This window comes from Enterobacter cloacae complex sp. P6RS, from assembly GCF_014982245.1.
GTDB classification, from domain to species: domain Bacteria; phylum Pseudomonadota; class Gammaproteobacteria; order Enterobacterales; family Enterobacteriaceae; genus Enterobacter; species Enterobacter bugandensis.
The window spans coordinates 1-19,666 of record NZ_JADCLB010000001.1; the positions used below are offsets into that span (position 1 = coordinate 1).

Here is a 19,666-nt window from a genome sequence, read left to right on the forward strand (position 1 = left end):
ATCCTGCACGACCCACCAATGTAAAAAAGCGCCCTAAAGGCGCTTTTTTGCTATCTGCGATCTGGATGATTCGAACCTGCAGCAGGTTCGAGCCGAACGCAGTGAGGCACCGGAGCCGTTTACGGCGACGGCCCGAAGGGCGAGCGAAGCGAGTCATCCTGCACGACCCACCAGTGTAGAAAGGCGCCCTAAAGGCGCCTTTTTGCTATCTGCCGTACAACAAATGCTCCGCCCATCTATTCCCGGTGACTTTTCACTCCAGATTCGCTATCTTGTTTAGTATATAAAACACAATTGCCCTGCGTTTTGCTTTGTCAGGCAAAAGAAAGGCAATATTGTTAAGCCAGTAAAACGAGAAGCCATAATGAGTGTGATGTTCGATCCTGAAGCCGCAATCTATCCGTTTCCGCCAAAGCCTGTGCCATTAAGCCAGGATGAAAAACAATTCTACCGCGAGAAGATCAAACGGCTTCTCAAAGAGCGCGATGCGGTGATGGTGGCCCATTACTACACCGATCCGGAAATCCAGCAGCTGGCGGAAGAGACCGGGGGCTGTATTTCTGATTCACTGGAGATGGCCCGCTTCGGTGCAAAACATCCCGCTTCCACGCTGCTGGTTGCAGGCGTGCGCTTTATGGGCGAAACGGCAAAGATCCTCAGCCCGGAAAAAACCATTCTGATGCCGACGCTCAATGCGGAGTGTTCGCTCGATCTCGGCTGCCCGATTGACGAATTCAACGCCTTCTGCGACGCCCATCCTGACCGGACCGTGGTTGTTTACGCCAACACCTCTGCGGCGGTAAAAGCGCGCGCAGACTGGGTGGTTACGTCGAGCATCGCCGTTGAGCTGATTGAGCATCTGGACAGCCTGGGTGAGAAAATTATCTGGGCCCCTGACCGCCATCTTGGAAATTACGTTCAGAAGCAGACCGGCGCTGACGTTCTCTGCTGGCAGGGCGCCTGCATTGTGCACGACGAATTCAAGACCCAGGCGCTGTCCCGTATGAAGGCGCTTTATCCTGACGCGGCCATTCTTGTTCATCCTGAATCACCGCAGTCGATTGTTGATATGGCCGATGCGGTTGGCTCAACCAGCCAGCTTATCAACGCGGCCAGGACGCTGCCGCACAAGCAGCTCATCGTCGCGACCGATCGCGGTATCTTCTATAAGATGCAGCAGGCCGTACCGGAGAAAGAGCTGCTGGAAGCACCAACGGCAGGTGAGGGTGCGACGTGCCGCAGCTGCGCGCATTGCCCGTGGATGGCGATGAACGGCCTTAAGGCCATTGCCGAAGGGCTCGAGACAGGCGGTGCAGCGCATGAAATTCATGTGGACGCCGCTCTGCGTGAAGGTGCGTTAATTCCGCTTAACCGCATGCTGGATTTTGCGGCTACACTACGTACTTAATTCAAAAACGCCCTGGGGAAAAGATGGATTTTTTTAGCACGCAAAACATTCTGGTTCATATACCGATTGGTGCAGGTGGCTATGACCTGTCATGGATTGAAGCCGTAGGCACGCTGGCGGGGTTGCTGTGTATCTGGCTGGCAAGCCTGGAGAAGATCAGCAACTACGCGTTCGGGCTGATTAACGTCACGCTGTTTGCGATTATCTTCTTCCAGATCCAGCTGTACGCCAGCCTGCTTTTACAGCTGTTTTTCTTCGCCGCCAATATTTACGGCTGGTACGCCTGGTCCCGGCAGAACAGCCAGCAGGAGGCTGAGCTGCAGATCCGCTGGCTGCCCTTACCGAAAGCCATCGCCTGGTTTGTCGCCTGCGTCGTCGCCATTGGTTTGATGACCGTCTACATCAACCCGGTGTTTGCGTTCCTGACCCGCGTTGCCGTTTCGGTCATGTCCGCGATTGGCCTCAACGTGACGATGCCGGAGCTTCAGCCGGATGCCTTCCCGTTCTGGGATTCCTGCATGATGGTGCTGTCGATCGCGGCGATGGTGCTGATGACCCGTAAATACGTTGAGAACTGGCTACTGTGGGTCATCATCAACGTCATCAGCGTGGTGATTTTTGCCCTTCAGGGCGTCTATGCCATGTCGCTGGAGTATCTGCTGCTGACCTTCATTGCCCTGAACGGCAGCCGGATGTGGATCAAGAGCGCGCGTGAGCGTGGCTCACACGCGCTTTCAAGCTAGTGGTGATGATGTGAATGGTCGGGCTGCGCCTCGTTAAGGTGGCAGTCCGGCCCGCTACAGGGCTGATACTCCATCTGGATGGTGGCGTGACCTATCTCATAGTGATGTTCGAGAAAGTGCTGGATGCGTTCAAGCAGCGCGTCGTGGTCGTGGGGCGGGATGACCTGGACGTGCAGCGTCATGACCGGCTTCTCGCCTACCAGCCAGACGTGCACGTGATGAACGTTACGCACTTCCGGGACAGTACGGCGCAGGTTTCGTTTCAGCTCGTCAATGTCCATTGATGCCGGCGCTCCTTCCAGCAGTTCATTGACGCTCTCCTTCAGTAGCCGCCAGGCGCTGCGCAAGACCAGACACGATACCAGCACGGAGAGAATGGGGTCGACAGGCGTCCAGCCGGTATAGAGGATCACCAGCGCGGCGACAATCGCCCCGACTGAGCCGAGCAAATCCCCCAGCACATGCAGAGCCGCAGCGCGAACGTTGAGGTTCTTTTCCCCGCTGCCGCGATGCAAAATCCAGAACGCCAGAATATTTGCCAGCAACCCCGCCACGGCAATCACCATCATTGTCGTCCCGGCGATGGGCTGCGGGTGCCTGAAACGCTGTACGGCCTCCCAGACGATAAGAACAGTAATTACCACCAGCGCGATGGCGTTAACAAACGCGGCAAGGGTGGTCAGCCTCAGCCAGCCGAAGGTATGACGCGCGTTGGGTGGGCGGCGAGCAAACTGCACCGCCAGCAGGGCGAAAAGCAGCGCTGCGGCATCGGTCAGCATATGTCCGGCATCAGCCAGCAGCGCCAGCGAGCCGGAAACCAGGCCGCCAATAACTTCGATAACCATAAACGTGGCCGTAACGCCAAAGGCCAGCATAAGTCGTTTTGCGTTGTCGTTGCCGGGAGAAGATGGGTGTGAGTGGGTGTGCGCCATGTCTGCTTTCCTGATTCGTTATTATTTTAGTGTAGCGTTTTTAACAGGTTACTCCAAAAAGAAAGGAGAGCCTAGGCTCTCCTTTCACATTTGAAGCATCAAGAATTACTGGGTTGTGCCATCAGTTTTGGTATTGGCGTCGTTACCCACTTTGTCGTTCGGATCGGGACATTTGCCGTCCTTGCACATCGAGTTCTTATGAACCTCATCCGAGCTCATGTTGTCATGATTCATGGTGTCGGAAGCACTACCGTTCGGATGCAGCATAGTGCCGCCGGTGTTGGTATTGCCGGTATTGATCTGGCTGTTATCGACATTATTCGGGGCGATATTCTGTTTCGCATCAGGCGCAACCTGGCCTGCCGCAGCCGCCGCATTGGCATCACCGTTGCTGTCTGAAGCACCCGTTTCTGCGGCCAGGACGCTGCCGCTGGCGAGGGTGAGTGTGGCAGTCAGGAAGAGGGTAGTCAGTTTTGTCATTTTCATGATGGTGCTCCTGTTCTTGTCGTTACGCTGGACAACATTCTCCAACAGTGCATCTTTTTAGAGGCGAAAGATTCCGCCTTACGGACTTACGTCAGTAGGGAATCGCGTTTAAGCGTTTAAAAATGGTTGTTACAGTTAAAAAGCTTAGGTTAGATCTCATTTTTCGCTATTTTGTGGCGATTTTTAGGCGAATTCCAGGAATTATCTGCGTGAAGTGTAAAACCGTGTTTACACTTCCTGATCGACAAGATAGATTGAAAGGATTGCTTTCATTACTAAAGATATGGCAGAGCTGGAAAGAAGATGAATTATCAGAACGACGATTTACGCATCAAAGAGATCAATGAGTTATTACCTCCTGTAGCACTCCTTGAGAAATTCCCCGCCACTGAAAATGCCGCAAATACGGTTTCTCATGCTCGTAAAGCGATCCACAAGATCCTTAAAGGTAATGACGATCGTCTTCTGGTGGTGATTGGCCCGTGCTCTATTCACGATCCTGCCGCAGCGAAAGAGTATGCGGCTCGTCTGCTCACCCTACGTGAAGAGTTAAAGGATGAGCTGGAAATCGTCATGCGCGTCTATTTTGAAAAACCGCGCACGACCGTGGGCTGGAAAGGGCTGATTAACGATCCGCACATGGATAATAGCTTCCAGATCAACGACGGCCTGCGCATTGCGCGCAAGCTGCTGCTGGAGATCAACGACAGCGGCCTGCCTGCTGCCGGCGAGTTCCTGGATATGATTACGCCACAATACCTGGCAGACCTGATGAGCTGGGGCGCCATTGGTGCCCGTACCACTGAATCTCAGGTTCACCGCGAGCTGGCTTCCGGTCTCTCATGTCCGGTGGGCTTCAAAAACGGTACTGATGGCACCATCAAAGTGGCTATCGATGCCATCAACGCCGCGGGTGCGCCGCACTGCTTCCTGTCCGTGACCAAATGGGGTCACTCCGCCATCGTCAACACCAGCGGTAACGGTGATTGCCACATTATTCTGCGCGGCGGTAAAGAGCCAAACTACAGTGCAAAACACGTGGCAGAGGTGAAGGCCGGGCTGGAAAAAGCCGGGCTGCCACCGCAGGTGATGATCGACTTCAGCCACGCCAACTCCAGCAAGCAGTTCAAAAAGCAGATGGAAGTGGGGGCAGACGTCTGTCAGCAGATCGCTAACGGTGAGAAGGCGGTAATTGGGGTGATGATCGAAAGCCATCTGGTTGAAGGTAACCAGAACCTGGAAGGCAGCGAGCCGCTGGTGTATGGCAAAAGCGTCACCGATGCCTGCATTGGCTGGGACGATACCGATGCCATCCTGCGTCAGCTGGCGAATGCGGTAAAAGCGCGCCGCGGCTGAGTCCTCACGCACAAATAAAAAAGCGCGGAAGGCTCCGCGCTTTTTTTATGTCCGGCGAAAATTACTTCGCTTTACCCTGGTTCGCGACAGCCGCTGCTTTCGCTGCGATCTCGTCCGCGTTACCCAGGTAGTAATGTTTGATTGGCTTAAAGTTTTCGTCGAACTCATATACCAGCGGTACGCCAGTTGGGATGTTCAGTTCGAGGATCTCGTCTTCGCCCATGTTGTCCAGGTATTTCACCAGCGCGCGCAGAGAGTTACCGTGAGCAGCGATGATCACGCGCTCACCGCTTTTCAGGCGTGGCAGAATGGTTTCGTTCCAGTAAGGCACAACGCGGTCGATGGTCAGCGCCAGGCTCTCGGTAGTTGGCAGCTCAGCATCGGTCAGTTTCGCGTAGCGCGGGTCGTGGCCCGGATAGCGCTCGTCATCTTTGGTCAGCTCTGGTGGGGTGACCGCGAAGCCGCGACGCCACTGTTTAACCTGCTCGTCGCCGTATTTCTCAGCGGTTTCCGCTTTGTTCAGACCCTGCAGCGCACCGTAGTGACGCTCGTTCAGTTTCCAGGATTTCTCAACCGGCAGCCAGGCCTGATCCAGTTCGTCCAGCACGTTCCACAGGGTGTGGATGGCACGTTTCAGCACAGAGGTGTAAGCAAAATCAAAGCTGAAGCCTTCTTCCTTCAGCAGTTTACCTGCTGCTTTTGCTTCGCTTACGCCTTTCTCGGACAGATCAACGTCGTACCAACCGGTAAAGCGGTTTTCGTTGTTCCACTGGCTTTCGCCGTGACGCACCAGGACCAGCTTAGTAATAGCCATCTCTTACTCCTCAAGCATTTTTAGAATGATAACAATTCTCATTATATTGCTGTGGCCGTGCCAGCAGCAACGCTTAACCCTAACCATAGCGAAAATAGTCTCTGAGTGTAAGATGCTTGTGAATCCAGGGTTAGGATTTTGTCAGCGATCGGCGCTATTTTCAGCAAGACGCGCAGAAAAAAGCCCTCCGATGGGAGGGCTGGAAATCATTTCGGAATAAAATGGTATTCCGTCACGCTAATGTACTCTTCACCGGGGCGCAGCACGCAGTCCGGCTGCGGCCATTCAGGATGATTGGGGCTGTCCGGCAGGAACTCGCTCTCAAGCGCAAGTCCTTGCCAGTCGCTGTACTCATTGTGTTCGCGCGCCGTCGTGCCGCCGAGGTAGTTGCCCGAGTAGAATTGCAGGGCTGGGGCGGTGGTATACACCGTCATCTGCAGTTTCTCATCGCTGGACCAGACCTGTGCGGCAGGCTGCTTCACATCACCTTTGGCGTGCAGCAGGAACGCGTGATCGTAGCCTTTCACCTTGCGCTGATCGTCATCGCTCAGGAAATCCTGGGCGATAACTTTCGCGCTGCGGAAGTCAAAGCTGGTCCCGCTCACGTCTTTCAGGCCCTGATACGGAATGCCCATCTCGTCAACCGGCAGATACGCGTCCGCCAGGATCTGCAGCTTGTGGTTACGCACGTCGCACTGGTTGCCGTCGAGATTGAAGTAGGCATGGTTAGTCAGGTTAACCGGACACGGCTTGTCGACCGTCGCACGGTATTCAATAGCGATACGGTTGTCGTCCGTCAGCGTAAAGCGCGCGGACGCGGTAAGGTTCCCCGGGAAGCCCTGATCGCCATCAAGCGAATCCAGCGAGAACAGCACTTCGCCGTCGTTTTGACGAACAATTTTCCAGCGGCGTTTATCAAACCCGTCCGGACCGCCGTGAAGCTGGTTCTCGCCCTGGCTTGGCAGCAGCGGGTACTGCACGCCGTCGAGCTCAAAACGGCTTTTCGCGATGCGGTTGGCATAGCGCCCGACGGACGCGCCCAGATAGGCAGACTGATTAACGTACTGCTCGGGTGAGGCGCAGCCCAGCAGGGTTTCGCGCACGCTGCCGTCCGGCATCGGTACGCGGGCAGAAAGCAGGGTCGCACCCCAGTCCATCAGCGTAACCACCATCCCCGCGCTGTTGCGCAGGGTTAACAGGCGATACGGCAGACCATCCGGTGCGAGGGTAGGTGTTTCGTTTAGCACTGTCCGGCTCCTTGTGATGCTTTACATACATAGAACGTTTCTTTGATGCCCGTTTGCGCTTCGTACTGCTTCGCCACGGCGTCCTGGACGGCAGGGACCAGCTCTTCCGGCACCAGCGCGACGATGCAGCCGCCAAAGCCGCCGCCCGTCATGCGCACGCCGCCTTTATCGCCAATAACCGCTTTGACGATGTCCACCAGGGTGTCGATCTGCGGCACGGTGATTTCAAAATCATCGCGCATGGAGGCGTGAGATTCCGCCATCAGCTCACCCATGCGCTTCAGGTCACCTTTCGCCAGCGCGGAGGCGGCTTCAACGGTACGGGCATTTTCGGTCAGCACGTGACGAACGCGTCTGGCGACGACAGGATCCAGCTCGTGCGCCACTTTGCTAAATTCATCGAGCGTCACGTCGCGCAGGGCAGGCTGCTGGAAGAAGCGCGCGCCGGTTTCGCACTGTTCGCGGCGGGTGTTGTACTCGCTGCCCACCAGCGTGCGTTTAAAGTTACTGTTGATAATCACGACGGCCGCGCCTTTTGGCAGGGGAACGGCTTTGGTACCAAGCGAGCGGCAGTCGATCAGCAGCGCATGCTCTTTTTTGCCCAGCGCGGAGATCAGCTGGTCCATGATGCCGCAGTTGCAGCCCACGAACTGGTTTTCCGCTTCCTGACCGTTCAGGGCAATTTGCGCCCCGTCCAGCGGCAGATGATACAGCTGCTGGAAGACGGTTCCCACGGCCACTTCGAGCGAGGCCGACGAGCTTAAGCCCGCACCCTGCGGCACGTTGCCGCTGATGACTAAATCGGCACCGCCAAAGTTCTTGTTGCGCTTCTGCAGATGCTTCACTACGCCGCGCACGTAGTTAGACCACTGCTGGCTGTCGTGCGTCACAATCGGGGCATCAAGGGAAAACTCGTCCGTCTCATTACCGTAATCCGCCGCAATGACGCGGACTTTACTGTCGTCGCGCTTCGCACAGCTGATAACCGTCTGGTAATCGATGGCGCACGGCAGCACGAAGCCGTCGTTGTAGTCGGTGTGCTCGCCGATCAGGTTGACGCGACCAGGCGCCTGAATTACGTGGGTGGCAGGGTAGCCAAATTTCTCAGCAAACAGGGATTGTGTTTTATCTTTCAGACTCATTTTTAGACTCCTGATTCGCGATAGTGGACGTCGCTGACGGCACGCAGACGCTCTGCCGCCTGTTCCGCCGTCAGGTCACGCTGGGTTTCCGCCAGCATTTCATAGCCCACCATAAATTTACGCACCGTTGCAGAGCGCAGCAGCGGCGGATAGAAATGGGCGTGCAGCTGCCAGTGCTGATTCTCTTCGCCGTTAAACGGCGCGCCGTGCCAGCCCATGGAGTACGGGAAGGAGCACTGGAACAGGTTGTCGTAACGGCTGGTCAGCTTTTTCAGCGCCAGCGCCAGGTCGTCGCGCTGCGCGTCGCTGAGATCGGTAATGCGCTGAACGTGCGCTTTCGGCAGCAGCAGCGTCTCAAACGGCCAGGCGGCCCAGTAAGGCACGACCGCCAGCCAGTGTTCGGTTTCCACTACGGTACGGCTGCCGTCGGCCAGCTCGCGCTGGGTGTAGTCCACCAGCATGGGGGAGCCGTTTTCTGCGAAATAGTCCTTCTGCAGACGGTCTTCACGCTCGGCTTCGTTGGGCAGGAAGCTGTTCGCCCAGACCTGGCCGTGCGGATGCGGGTTGGAGCAGCCCATTGCCGCACCTTTGTTTTCAAACACCTGCACCCACGGGTAAGTTTGACCCAGCTCGGCGGTTTGCGCCTGCCAGGTGCTGACCACCTCTTTCAGTGCCTCAACGCTCAGCTCCGGCAGCGTTTTGCTGTGATCGGGCGAGAAGCAGATCACGCGGCTGGTACCGCGCGCGCTTTCGCAGCGCATCAGCGGGTCGTGGCTCGCGGGGGCATCCGGGGTGTCGGTCATCAGGGCGGCAAAATCGTTGGTAAACACGAAGGTGCCTTTGTAGTCCGGGTTTTTATCCCCGGTCACGCGCGTGTTGCCCGGACAGAGGAAGCAATCCGGGTCGTGCTGCGGCAGGGTCTGTTTTGCAGGCGTCTCCTGCGCCCCCTGCCAGGGACGCTTGGCGCGATGCGGAGAGACCAAAATCCATTGCCCGCTTAGCGGGTTAAAACGACGATGCGGATGATCGACGGGATTAAACGAAGTCATGACGGATCCTTAGTCCGGATAACCCTGCGGGTGGCGTGACTGCCAGTGCCAGGTATCCTGTGCCATTTCATCAAGCGTGCGGGTGACACGCCAGTTAAGTTCTTTATCGGCTTTGGTGGCATCGGCCCAGTAAGCAGGCAGGTCGCCATCACGACGCGGAGCGAAGTGGTAGTTCACCGGCTTACCGCAGGCTTTGCTGAAGGCGTTAACCACGTCCAGCACGCTGCTGCCGACCCCGGCGCCGAGGTTATAAATATGCACGCCCGGTTTGTCAGCCAGCTGCTGCATGGCTGCAACGTGGCCGTCTGCTAAATCCATCACGTGGATATAGTCACGCACGCCGGTGCCGTCTTCGGTCGGGTAGTCATTGCCAAAAATGGCCAGCGACTCGCGACGGCCTACCGCCACCTGGGCGATGTACGGCATCAGGTTGTTCGGGATACCCTGCGGATCTTCACCCATATCGCCAGACGGATGGGCGCCGACCGGGTTGAAGTAGCGCAGCAATGCGATGCTCCACTCCGGCTGGGCTTTTTGCAGGTCGGTCAGGATCTGCTCTACCATCAGCTTGCTTTTGCCGTATGGGCTTTGCGGCGTACCGGTCGGGAAGCTTTCAACGTAAGGAATTTTTGGCTGATCGCCATAGACGGTGGCGGAGGAGCTAAAGATAAAGTTTTTGACGTTTGCCGCGCGCATGGCGGAGATCAGACGCAGGGTACCGTTGACGTTGTTGTCGTAATACTCAAGCGGTTTCGCAACGGATTCACCTACCGCTTTCAGACCCGCGAAGTGGATCACCGCTTCGATGGCGTGGTCGTGAAGGATCTCGGTCATCAGCGCTTCGTTGCGGATGTCGCCTTCTACGAAAGTCGGCTGTTTACCGCCAAGACGTTCAATCACCGGCAGCACGCTGCGCTTACTATTGCACAGGTTGTCGAGGATGATCACATCGTGACCATTTTGCAGCAGCTGCACACAGGTATGACTTCCGATGTAACCGCTACCACCTGTTACCAGAACTCGCATAATTCGCTCCATTGGGCCTATGGTATGTAATAACCATAGCATAACAGAGACGCGAAAAGTGTGACATGGGATAAAATAGTGGAATCGTTTACACTCGTTTTCACACTCGCTTTTTCGATGACGTAGAGCATTCTAGATCAAAGAGATAGCGATGTATTGATGCAAGTTATCTGAAAAGAGGAGGGCGGTGCCCTCCGCGGTTAATCTACGTTGCTGAGAAGGTAGCGATAACCCTCGCCGTCCGCGACAAACTCGAGGCGGTGGGTGATGCAGGAGGGGGCATCTTCGGCATGGTGTGAAACGAACAGCAGCTGCGTTTCACCTTCGCTAATCAGCACGTCCACAAAGCGGCGGACCAGCTGTCGGTTAAGCGGATCCAGCCCCTGCAGCGGCTCGTCGAGGATCAGGAGTGTAGGGTGTTTTACCAGCGCGCGAACGATCAGTGCCAGACGCTGCTGCCCCCACGACAGGCTATGAAACGGCGCGTCAGCCACCCGGTTATCCATCCCCAGAATATCAAGCCACTGCTGGGCCAGCTTGTGCTGTTTATCTGACACTGCCTGATAAATGCCGATGGAATCAAAATAGCCGGAAAGGATCACGTTGCGTACCGTGGTACTGACCCGGTAATCCAGATGCAGGCTGCTGCTAACGTAGCCAATGTGCTTTTTGATATCCCAGATGGTTTCGCCGCTGCCGCGACGGCGGCCAAACAGCGTCAGATCGTTACTGTAGCCCTGCGGGTGATCGCCGGTTATCAGGCTCAGCAGCGTGGATTTCCCCGCGCCGTTGGGACCGACAATCTGCCAGTGTTCGCCAGGATTAACCGTCCAGCTGAGGTGATTCAGGATCGGTCGTTCGTCATAGGAGACTACGCCATCGCGCAGGACGATAAGCGGCTGCCGGGGATCGAGACCGTGGCGTGCTGCCGGCGCGTCGGGATCCGGCAGCGCAATGCCTGCCAGCTTTTCGCTGTGCGCAAGCTGGGCAATCAGCGCCTGTCGGAGCAGCGCGGATTTTTCTCCGGTTTCGATCAGGCTACAGTCTGCCAGCACGCCCGCGTTTTGCACGAAGTCAGGAATTTCATCAAAGCGGTTCAGCACCAGTACGATCGTATAGCCTTCCTGATTCAGAGAGTCCAGCAGGGCAGCCAGCTGGGCGCGGGAGTGGACATCCAGCCCGTCAAAGGGCTCATCCAGAATCAGCAGCTCCGGCTGGCTCATGAGCGCCTGGCACAGCAACGTTTTCCGCGTCTCGCCGGTAGAGAGGTACTTAAAGCGCCGGTTCAGCAGCGCGGAAATGCCAAACTGTTCCGCCAGATGCTGACAGCGGGCGGGATCTTTCACCTCATCCTGAATAATTTCCGCCGCCGTGCGGCCGGTATCTTCTTCGCCAGGACTGAGTAAATCGGTATTGTTGCGCTGCCACTCGTCGCTGACCAGCTTCTGCAGCTGTTCAAAGGACAGGCGCGTCAGGCGCGTGAAATCGCTCCGGCATTCGCCTTTGAGAAGGGTAAGCTCTCCGGCCAGCGCGCGGGCCAGCGCGGATTTACCGCTGCCGTTAGTGCCGACAAACGCCCAGCTTTCACCCGCGCGTATTGTCAGATCGGCAATCGTCAGCGTTCGGGTATCGCTAAGACGAAACGTACCTTGCGAAATATGCAATGATGACATGATGTATCCCATTTTTTGCAGCAATAGATATCAGGGATACGCACTGTCGTCACGATTGTCAATGCGCTCAGCACAATGTGGCGATAATCACCCGGTCCGCGTTGAAATATGCGGTGACGACAGCACCTTCTTCTAAATCGTTCGCCTCGCTAAGCGGGACCGTGGCGCAAAGCGCTTGTCCGTCTGCCAGGGGCATCAGCACTTCGCACTGCTCCTTGCCGCGTTCGATATGGCTGATGGTGCCCCGCAGCTGGTTATCAGCCGCCTTTGCCTTGTCCGGGTCGCGTGTGATATTGACCCAAGGTGCTTTCAGCAACACCAGCACCTCTTTACCTTCATCCAGGTCAAGCCGCTCTGCGCTCTGGGCCGTTATCGCCGCTTTCAGACGGGTGACACCATCGGCAAGCAAGATCTCAACATGCTGCTGTACCTGGAGATTATCGCGCGCCGTCACCGTACCAAACCACTGGTTGCGGGCGCTGGTCTGCAACGAGAAGCGGGAAATGGCTGCCAGCAAGCTGTCCAGCGGAACGTTGTCGTCGTCACTCAATACATCGAACGCTTTTTGCTGAATCTGGCCCAGGAGATCGTAGAGCTGAATCAGGCGCAGGCCGTAGCGTGTGACAACAGCACCTCCACCGCCTTTGCCCCCTGTGGCTCTGTCCACCAGCGGATGCTCGCTCAGGGTGTTCATGTCATTGATGGCATCCCAGGCGCTTTTATAGCTGATCCCGGCGTTCTTAGCGCCCTGGCTAATTGAGCCGGTTTGTTCTATCTGTTTAAGCAGGGCAATACGTCGGGGATCGGCGAAAAGCTTTTGCTGAAGTCGGAGAGTAAGAAGAATTTCGGCCTGCATAACAGTGTCCTGGCAAAAAGAATATTGTGACCCAAATGGTGCAGGGCGCAAAGGGCACCGCACAAAAGGGGATGTTTTTCTTACTTTTCAGGGTAGAATAGCCCATTCACAAAATCTGGAGAAAACCATGTTAGAGTTGTTGAAAAGTCTGGTATTCGCCGTGATCATGGTACCAGTAGTGATGGCTATCATCCTCGGTGCCATCTACGGCCTGGGTGAAGTGTTCAACATCTTTTCGAATATTGGTCACCGAGACCGTGCGAAAAAGCAGCATTAATTTCCCACAAAACGCCCGGCTTGCCCGGGCGTTTTGCTCTCAAGCTTTTCTTACTTTCGCCGATATTATTTAACGTAACACACCGTGTTACCCCTTGAGCGGTACGAATTACCGCTGGGATCTCCCTGACGATACCGTTATATTAATATGTATATAACGCTAATCACAGGAGTTACAAATGGCACGTTCATGGGTACGCCTTTTCGCAGGGGCAACGTTGACGCTTTCACTTACCGGACACGCGCTGGCGGACGAAGGTAAAATCACGGTCTTTGCGGCAGCGTCGTTGACCAACGCGCTGCAGGATATTGCGGCGGCGTATAAAAAAGAGAAAAACGTCGAGGTAGTCTCCTCTTTTGCCTCTTCCTCTACGCTGGCACGGCAGATAGAAGCGGGCGCTCCGGCAGATCTGTTTATCTCTGCTGACCAGAAGTGGATGGACTACGCGGTGGAGAAGAAATCGATTGATGCGGCGACTCGCGAAACGCTGCTGGGCAATAGCCTGGTTGTGGTTGCACCGAAGGCCAGCGCGCAGGGTGAAATCACCATCAATAAAGAGACAAACTGGACCCGCCTGCTGAACGGTGGCCGTCTGGCGGTGGGTGACCCGGAACACGTTCCGGCCGGGATTTACGCCAAAGAAGCGCTGCAAAAGCTGGGCGCGTGGGAGACCCTGTCACCAAAACTGGCCCCGGCGGAAGATGTGCGCGGCGCGCTGGCGCTGGTGGAGCGTAACGAAGCTCCGCTGGGCATTGTGTATGGTTCCGATGCCGTTGCCAGCAAGGGCGTAAAAGTGGTTGGCACCTTCCCGGAAGACTCCCACAAAAAAGTGGAATATCCTGTGGCGATTGTTGATGGACATAAAAATGCGACCGTAACGGCCTTCCGCGATTATCTGAAGGGGCCGGAGGCGTCCGCAATCTTTAAACGTTATGGATTTACGACTCACTGATGATACTGACCGATCCTGAATGGCAGGCTGTTCTGCTGAGCCTTAAAGTCTCTTCCCTGGCGGTTGCGCTGAGTTTGCCCTTTGGGATCTTTTTTGCCTGGCTACTGGTTCGCTGTCGGTTCCCCGGCAAAGCGCTGCTCGACAGCGTCCTTCATCTTCCCCTGGTTTTACCGCCCGTGGTGGTCGGTTATCTGCTGCTGATTTCGATGGGGCGACGCGGTTTTATCGGCGAAAAGCTCTATGACTGGTTCGGAATCACCTTTGCCTTTAGCTGGCGCGGTGCGGTACTGGCGGCGGCGGTGATGTCATTCCCGCTGATGGTCAGAGCGATCCGCCTCGCGCTGGAAGGCGTGGATATGAAGCTCGAACAGGCAGCCCGCACGCTCGGTGCCGGGCGCTGGCGCGTCTTTTTTACCATCACGCTTCCGCTTACGCTGCCGGGCATCATTGTCGGGACGGTGCTGGCGTTCGCCCGCTCGCTGGGCGAGTTTGGTGCGACCATCACCTTTGTGTCGAACATTCCCGGCGAGACGCGGACCATCCCATCGGCCATGTATACCCTGATTCAGACGCCAGGGGGAGAGAGTGCCGCAGCGCGGCTGTGCATCATCTCTATCGTATTAGCCCTGGTTTCGCTGCTGGTTTCTGAATGGCTGGCACGGCTAAGCCGCGAACGGATGGGGAAATAACGATGCTGGAACTGAATTTCACCCAGACGCTGGGAAACCATACTCTGACGCTTAACGAGACGCTGCCTGCAAGCGGCATCACTGCCGTCTTCGGCGTGTCGGGCGCGGGTAAAACGTCTCTGATTAACGCCATCAGCGGCCTGACGCGCCCGCAGTCAGGGCGCATTGTCCTGAACAACCGCGTCCTGAATGACGTGGAGAACAAGATTTACCTTTCGCCGGATAAGCGCCGCATCGGCTATGTTTTTCAGGACGCGCGCTTGTTCCCGCACTACAGCGTGCGCGGCAACCTGCGCTACGGCATGGCGAAAAGCATGGCCGGGCAGTTTGATAAGCTGGTGACGCTTTTAGGCATTGAACCCCTGCTCGACAGGCTGCCGTCCTCGCTCTCCGGCGGGGAGAAACAGCGTGTGGCTATAGGCCGCGCGTTGCTGACCGCCCCCGAACTGCTGCTGCTCGACGAGCCGCTGGCCTCGCTGGATATACCGCGCAAGCGCGAGCTTTTGCCTTACCTGCAGCGTCTGACCCGCGAAATTAATATTCCGATGCTCTACGTCAGCCATTCGCTGGATGAGATCCTCCATCTGGCCGACAAAGTGCTGGTGCTGGAAGAGGGCAGCGTGAAGGCCTTCGGCAACCTGGAAGAGGTGTGGGGCAGTAGCGTGATGCACCCCTGGTTACCCAGGGAACAGCAGAGCAGCATCCTGAAGGTGAGCGTTCTGGAGCATCATCCGCACTACGCGATGACCGCCCTGGCGCTGGGCGACCAGCATCTTTGGGTCAATAAGATCGACAAACCGTTGCAGTCCACGCTGCGGATCCGCATCCAGGCGTCGGACGTCTCGCTGGTGCTGCAGCCGCCGCTGCAAACCAGTATTCGAAATATTCTGCGCGCCAAAGTGGCGGAATGTTTTGATGATAACGGGCAGGTAGAGGTGAAGCTCGACGTGGGCAGCAGGACGCTCTGGGCGCGCATCAGCCCGTGGGCCAGGGATGAGTTAGCAATCAAGCCCGGCCTGTGGCTTTACGCGCAAATCAAGAGCGTTTCGATCACCGCCTGATTACAGCAGGTGGGTATAGATGTACTGCGCGATGCTGTCGGTGGTGTTGTCGCCAATCACCACGTTAGCGCGCGCTTTTACCGCGTCGTCGGCATTGCCCATCGCCACGCCCGTACCGACGGCTTCCAGCATGCTGATGTCGTTGTAGTTGTCGCCGAAGGCGATCGCGTCCTGCATTGACCAGCCCTGCGATTCCACGTACTGCGTCAGGCGCTTGCCTTTGCTGTTACCCTTGCGGGCAATATCCACCTGATCGTGCCAGGACCATTCGCACTCCAGCCCCAGCGTGTCCTCGACGTGTTTCGCGAAGGTATTCAGTTTGGTGGTGTCTTCATCCGTCAGGGCAAACTTCCAGATAGCCTCAACGTCCTGGGCCGCCTGACGCAGAGAGGAAACCTGGGTAAAGACCGGACGCTGCGCTTCTGGCAGGGACAACGCCCAGTTACTGGTGCGTACCACATGGCCGGTTGGGCGCTCGTACACCATCGCGTTATCCACATACATCAGGCCGTGAACGTTATGCTCATCCAGCAGATCGATCAGCTGTAGCGCCTGGGGAACCGGCAGCGGGTCGGAGGCTAAAACCTTTTTTTCCTGATAATCATACAAATAAGTGCCATTACAACAAATTGCAGGTGTATCCAGCGCCAGTGCCTGATAAAAAGGGTGAATGGCAACGTGATGTCGACCCGTTACGATAAGGAGTTGATATCCCACTTCCTGCGCGCGTTTAAGCGCTTCAAGGGAGGAGGGGAGCAGGGTTTTCTGAGGGGTAAGTAATGTTCCGTCTAAATCCAGTGCAATCACACGCGAGGTCATTTGTTCTTCCGGGTTAATGTTGAATTTTAGGTCTCAGGGGATGTTACACCGAGAGTAAATCGCTGCAAAATTCCTGGCTAAAATTCAGCATTCACCGTTAAAAATAATCACTTTCACGTGCAGTGAGGAGAGGAGTATTCATGAAACAAACCGTTTATACCGCCAGTCCTGAAAGTCAGCAGATCCACGTCTGGCGCTTGAATGCAGAAGGTTCGCTCACGCTGGTTCAGGTTGTTGATGTGCCGGGCCAGGTGCAACCGATGGTCGTCAGCCCGGATAAACGTTTCTTATACGTGGGTGTGCGCCCGGAGTTTCGCGTGCTGGCCTACCGCATCTCTCCTGACGACGGCGCGCTGACCTACACCGCTGAAGCGCCACTGCCGGGGAGCCCAACCCACATCTCGACCGATCGTAAAGGCCGCTTCATTTTTAGCGGTTCTTACAATGCCGGTTGCGTCAGCGTGACCCGTCTTGACGATGGTATTCCGGTAGAAACTATCGACGTGGTGGAAGGGCTGGAAGGCTGCCATTCGGCGAATATCTCCCCGGACAACCGCACGCTGTGGGTGCCTGCGCTGAAGCAGGATCGAATCTGCCTGTTCACCCTGAGCGACGATGGTCACCTGGTGGCGCAGAATCCTGCTGAAGTCACCACCGTTGAGGGCGCAGGCCCTCGCCATATGGTATTCCACCCGAACCAGCAATATGCCTACGTCGTTAATGAACTGAACAGCTCTGTGGACGTATGGGAGCTGAAAGATCCAAACGGTCAGATTGAGTGCGTGCAGACGCTGGACATGATGCCGTCTGACTTCTCTGACACTCGCTGGGCGGCAGATATTCACATCACGCCGGATGGTCGCCATCTGTACGCCTGCGACCGCACCTCCAGCCTGATTACCGTCTTCAGCGTCTCCGAAGATGGCAGCGTGCTGGCTATTGAGGGCTTCCAGCCAACGGAAACCCAGCCGCGCGGCTTTAATATCGATCACAGCGGTAAATACCTGATTGCGGCGGGGCAGAAATCCCATCACATCGCGCTGTATGAAATCAAAGGCGAGCAGGGCCTGCTGGAAGAGAAAGGACGCTATGCGGTAGGCCAGGGGCCAATGTGGGTGGTGGTTAACGCTCACTAAGCGGCTTAAAACAAAAAACCTCGCGAATGCGAGGTTTTTTTATGCCCGGTGGTAGCCGGGTGAGCACATCAAAACGTAACCAACAGGGTCATCATAATGTCGACTCAAGGCGATGTAAATTCATCGTCAACGAACAAAGGAAAACACGGAATGATCGGTGAATAGTATATAAATAATAATCAGTCACTTAAGTGCTTTTGCTTTATAAATTCCTAAATTGGTTTTAACTGTTTTTATGTACAGTGGTGATTTGATATCATTCTGTGCGTTGGTTCGATGTGTTGCAGTTCCGCAATTCAGGATCCTTTTTAAGTCCTGGCTGTCGGGTGGTGCCGACGGTGCCTAAACTGCGGAGCACATCAAAACATAACCAACACACCTCTGTTGACAGGCAGCGGAAAGGTAAACCAGAGGAGAAGTGCTCTATACCAAAGGAGTGGCGTATGAGCGGTGTGGAATGGGCAATTCTGTTCCTGCAACTCATGGTTGCGATTATGCAACTATTGGATGCGTATCTTAAGTTTGGAGCCTGACGCATTCAGTCGCAGTAAAAAGGGGGATTAAACTCCCCCTTTTACTCTCATCTCGTTACTGCTTCGGCTCAGCAACCACCTTGCTGCCCAGACCGCGGTTGTTGTATTCCCACATGCGGTTGAAGTTCGCGTCGTTCAGGTTGCGCTGCACGTTTCCTTTATCGTCCACCGCACCGGTGTTGCCGGAGAACGGACGTTTGGAGACAGCCGCATCAGCCCACGGCTTCGCCACGTTAAAGCCTTCGTTGATCACGCTGTCGCGAATAACGACCTGGCCGTTGGTCGCAGAGTCCACGTCCAGGGAGCGGCCCAGCTGCGCCACGCCGTCACCGGCCGCGTTAAAGCGGCTGTTCACGGCCAGGAAGCCGTAAAACAGGTTAGACTGGGTTGCCGGAGCAAACACATAGCCTTCCTGCTGGGTACGGGAATTCACCACGCGGAAATCGGTGTTATCAAACACCACCGCGCCGCGACCGGACACCAGATCCACGTCACCTTCAACGTAGCTGTTGGTCACCAGCGTACGGGTCAGACGGTTGTTCTGCAGCGTGTTCTGTACGCCGCTGTTGGTCACAAAGAAGGTGTTCTGACGGCCCAGAATATTGACGTTGTTAATCTGCACCTTATCGCCGTCGCTACGCAGCGCCACGGCCTGATGGTTACCGGCATCCACGCTGTCACCCAGGGTATTCTGAATGGTCAGGTTCTGCAGCTGCAGACCGTTGTTTTGAGACCAAAATACCGCTGAGCACATCACGCCAACGGTGGCGGAACGCTTGCTCTGGCAGTTATCAAACATATACCACGCCGGTTTGCCCGGCATATATTTGCCTGCCGGGTTCACCAGGTGACGCCAGGCGGTGCTGTCGATTTCGGAATCAATCGCCAGGCCAATTTTTACGTCGATGGCTTTTTCACCCAGACCGTAAATCGTAATGCTGCCAGGAGCCGCCGGAACATACACGGTGCCTTCGTATTCACCCGGCAGGATCGCGATGTACTGGCGAGACGCGCTGTGTTTAGTGATTGCCGCGTCAACCGCTGCCTGGATAGTGGTATGCGTTACGCCCTGCGCGCCAGCCGGGCCAACAACGAAGTCAGGCTGTTTAGGCAGGTTAATAGAAGACGGTGTCCACGGCGCGGCGTTAGGATCCATCGCCGAGAAGTAATGGGCGCGGTCGAAATTCTTCGCTTCATCCGCGGACAAAATCGGGCGGGAGGCGGTACCGGGCGCTACCTGCTCAGAAGGACGCTGATCCGGTGGTGTAGAACTGCATGCGGATAATGTCACGCCAAAGGCGAGCGCTAACGCCAGACGGGAAATCCTGGAAATGTTCAAGGTGAAGCTCCTGGGTATGCAAGTCTTTACGGGATAGACGAAATAGCCTGCTTTTTTATACTAAGTTGAGCGAAACGGGAAGATAAAAAGGGTAAAAGTTGCATTTTTTGCCCGGAGGTGACGGGAAA

The 19,666-nt window shown here is 56.0% G+C and carries 20 protein-coding genes and 1 other RNA gene; 10 read left to right on the forward strand and 11 right to left on the reverse strand.

Annotated elements, in window-relative coordinates; translation table 11 throughout:
• The first annotated feature begins 44 nt into the window (after window positions 1-44).
• The 3 genes from INF73_RS00005 to pnuC all read left to right on the forward strand — a co-directional run bounded on the left by INF73_RS00005 (window position 45) and on the right by pnuC (window position 2,151).
• A non-coding RNA gene (locus tag INF73_RS00005) (RtT sRNA) lies at window positions 45-173 on the forward strand.
• Window positions 174-364: 191 nt separating this feature from the next.
• Entirely contained in the window at window positions 365-1,408 is a 1,044-nt protein-coding gene (gene nadA, locus INF73_RS00010; RefSeq protein WP_045259931.1) for a quinolinate synthase NadA, read from the forward strand.
• A gap of 23 nt (window positions 1,409-1,431) precedes the next feature.
• Window positions 1,432-2,151 carry a nicotinamide riboside transporter PnuC gene (gene pnuC, locus INF73_RS00015; RefSeq protein ID WP_028012391.1) on the forward strand — a complete coding sequence of 240 codons (720 nt, stop codon included), beginning with the start codon at window positions 1,432-1,434 and terminating at the stop codon, window positions 2,149-2,151.
• Here the strand turns inward: pnuC and zitB are convergent.
• Window positions 2,148-3,083, reverse strand: a complete 936-nt coding sequence (zitB, locus tag INF73_RS00020; protein ID WP_028012392.1) for a CDF family zinc transporter ZitB — start codon at window positions 3,081-3,083, stop codon at window positions 2,148-2,150. The genes pnuC and zitB overlap by 4 nt on opposite strands.
• 105 nt (window positions 3,084-3,188) lie before the next feature.
• Complete coding sequence (locus tag INF73_RS00025) at window positions 3,189-3,569, reverse strand: protein YbgS (protein WP_045259933.1); 381 nt, start codon at window positions 3,567-3,569, stop codon at window positions 3,189-3,191.
• A gap of 303 nt (window positions 3,570-3,872) precedes the next feature.
• Between INF73_RS00025 and aroG the strand changes: the two genes are divergently transcribed.
• Window positions 3,873-4,925 carry a 3-deoxy-7-phosphoheptulonate synthase AroG gene (aroG, locus tag INF73_RS00030; protein ID WP_028012394.1) on the forward strand — a complete coding sequence of 351 codons (1,053 nt, stop codon included), beginning with the start codon at window positions 3,873-3,875 and terminating at the stop codon, window positions 4,923-4,925.
• Window positions 4,926-4,986: 61 nt separating this feature from the next.
• Here aroG and gpmA read toward each other — a convergent pair whose 3' ends face one another.
• From gpmA to modE, 7 genes are all read right to left on the reverse strand, one after another.
• Window positions 4,987-5,739: a 2,3-diphosphoglycerate-dependent phosphoglycerate mutase gene (gene gpmA / locus INF73_RS00035; RefSeq protein WP_008501111.1), complete on the reverse strand. Its 753-nt coding sequence runs from the start codon at window positions 5,737-5,739 to the stop codon at window positions 4,987-4,989.
• Between the two features lie 206 nt (window positions 5,740-5,945).
• Complete coding sequence (galM, locus tag INF73_RS00040; protein WP_059357964.1) at window positions 5,946-6,986, reverse strand: galactose-1-epimerase; 1,041 nt, start codon at window positions 6,984-6,986, stop codon at window positions 5,946-5,948.
• A complete protein-coding gene (gene galK, locus INF73_RS00045; RefSeq protein WP_193541579.1) occupies window positions 6,980-8,128 on the reverse strand; it encodes a galactokinase in 1,149 nt (382 codons plus the stop codon). The genes galM and galK overlap by 7 nt, the downstream gene beginning before the upstream one ends.
• 2 nt (window positions 8,129-8,130) lie before the next feature.
• Window positions 8,131-9,177, reverse strand: coding sequence for a galactose-1-phosphate uridylyltransferase (gene galT, locus INF73_RS00050; protein WP_193541577.1), 1,047 nt, complete (start codon window positions 9,175-9,177; stop codon window positions 8,131-8,133).
• Between the two features lie 9 nt (window positions 9,178-9,186).
• Window positions 9,187-10,203 carry a UDP-glucose 4-epimerase GalE gene (gene galE / locus INF73_RS00055; RefSeq protein ID WP_041910754.1) on the reverse strand — a complete coding sequence of 339 codons (1,017 nt, stop codon included), beginning with the start codon at window positions 10,201-10,203 and terminating at the stop codon, window positions 9,187-9,189.
• Between the two features lie 200 nt (window positions 10,204-10,403).
• Window positions 10,404-11,876, reverse strand: coding sequence for a molybdate ABC transporter ATP-binding protein ModF (modF, locus tag INF73_RS00060; protein WP_028012399.1), 1,473 nt, complete (start codon window positions 11,874-11,876; stop codon window positions 10,404-10,406).
• A gap of 67 nt (window positions 11,877-11,943) precedes the next feature.
• Window positions 11,944-12,732, reverse strand: a complete 789-nt coding sequence (gene modE / locus INF73_RS00065) for a molybdenum-dependent transcriptional regulator (protein WP_047367754.1) — start codon at window positions 12,730-12,732, stop codon at window positions 11,944-11,946.
• 127 nt (window positions 12,733-12,859) lie between these two features.
• Here modE and INF73_RS00070 point away from each other — a divergent pair, with 127 nt between their 5' ends.
• The 4 genes from INF73_RS00070 to modC all read left to right on the forward strand — a co-directional run bounded on the left by INF73_RS00070 (window position 12,860) and on the right by modC (window position 15,711).
• The gene (locus tag INF73_RS00070; protein ID WP_041910751.1) at window positions 12,860-13,009 is read left to right on the forward strand and encodes an AcrZ family multidrug efflux pump-associated protein; all 150 of its coding nucleotides are present in this window, start codon (window positions 12,860-12,862) and stop codon (window positions 13,007-13,009) included.
• 178 nt (window positions 13,010-13,187) lie between these two features.
• On the forward strand, window positions 13,188-13,961 hold the full coding sequence (gene modA, locus INF73_RS00075) for a molybdate ABC transporter substrate-binding protein (RefSeq protein WP_041910750.1): 774 nt from the start codon (window positions 13,188-13,190) through the stop codon (window positions 13,959-13,961).
• Window positions 13,961-14,650, forward strand: a complete 690-nt coding sequence (modB, locus tag INF73_RS00080) for a molybdate ABC transporter permease subunit (protein WP_041910749.1) — start codon at window positions 13,961-13,963, stop codon at window positions 14,648-14,650. The genes modA and modB overlap by 1 nt, the downstream gene beginning before the upstream one ends.
• Window positions 14,651-14,652: 2 nt before the next feature.
• Window positions 14,653-15,711: a molybdenum ABC transporter ATP-binding protein ModC gene (gene modC / locus INF73_RS00085; RefSeq protein WP_193541575.1), complete on the forward strand. Its 1,059-nt coding sequence runs from the start codon at window positions 14,653-14,655 to the stop codon at window positions 15,709-15,711.
• Here the strand turns inward: modC and INF73_RS00090 are convergent, their stop codons facing one another.
• Entirely contained in the window at window positions 15,712-16,530 is an 819-nt protein-coding gene (locus INF73_RS00090) for a pyridoxal phosphatase (protein WP_193541573.1), read from the reverse strand.
• A 140-nt stretch (window positions 16,531-16,670) separates the two neighbouring features.
• Between INF73_RS00090 and pgl the strand changes: the two genes are divergently transcribed.
• Both pgl and tisB read left to right on the forward strand, forming a co-directional pair.
• A complete protein-coding gene (gene pgl, locus INF73_RS00095; protein WP_193541571.1) occupies window positions 16,671-17,666 on the forward strand; it encodes a 6-phosphogluconolactonase in 996 nt (331 codons plus the stop codon).
• Between the two features lie 443 nt (window positions 17,667-18,109).
• Window positions 18,110-18,199: a type I toxin-antitoxin system toxin TisB gene (gene tisB / locus INF73_RS00100; protein WP_023332440.1), complete on the forward strand. Its 90-nt coding sequence runs from the start codon at window positions 18,110-18,112 to the stop codon at window positions 18,197-18,199.
• A 55-nt stretch (window positions 18,200-18,254) separates the two neighbouring features.
• On the opposite strand, the gene INF73_RS00105 is transcribed toward tisB, so the two are convergent.
• Window positions 18,255-19,538, reverse strand: coding sequence for a putative acyl-CoA thioester hydrolase (locus INF73_RS00105; RefSeq protein ID WP_193541569.1), 1,284 nt, complete (start codon window positions 19,536-19,538; stop codon window positions 18,255-18,257).
• Between the last annotated feature and the right edge of the window lie 128 nt (window positions 19,539-19,666).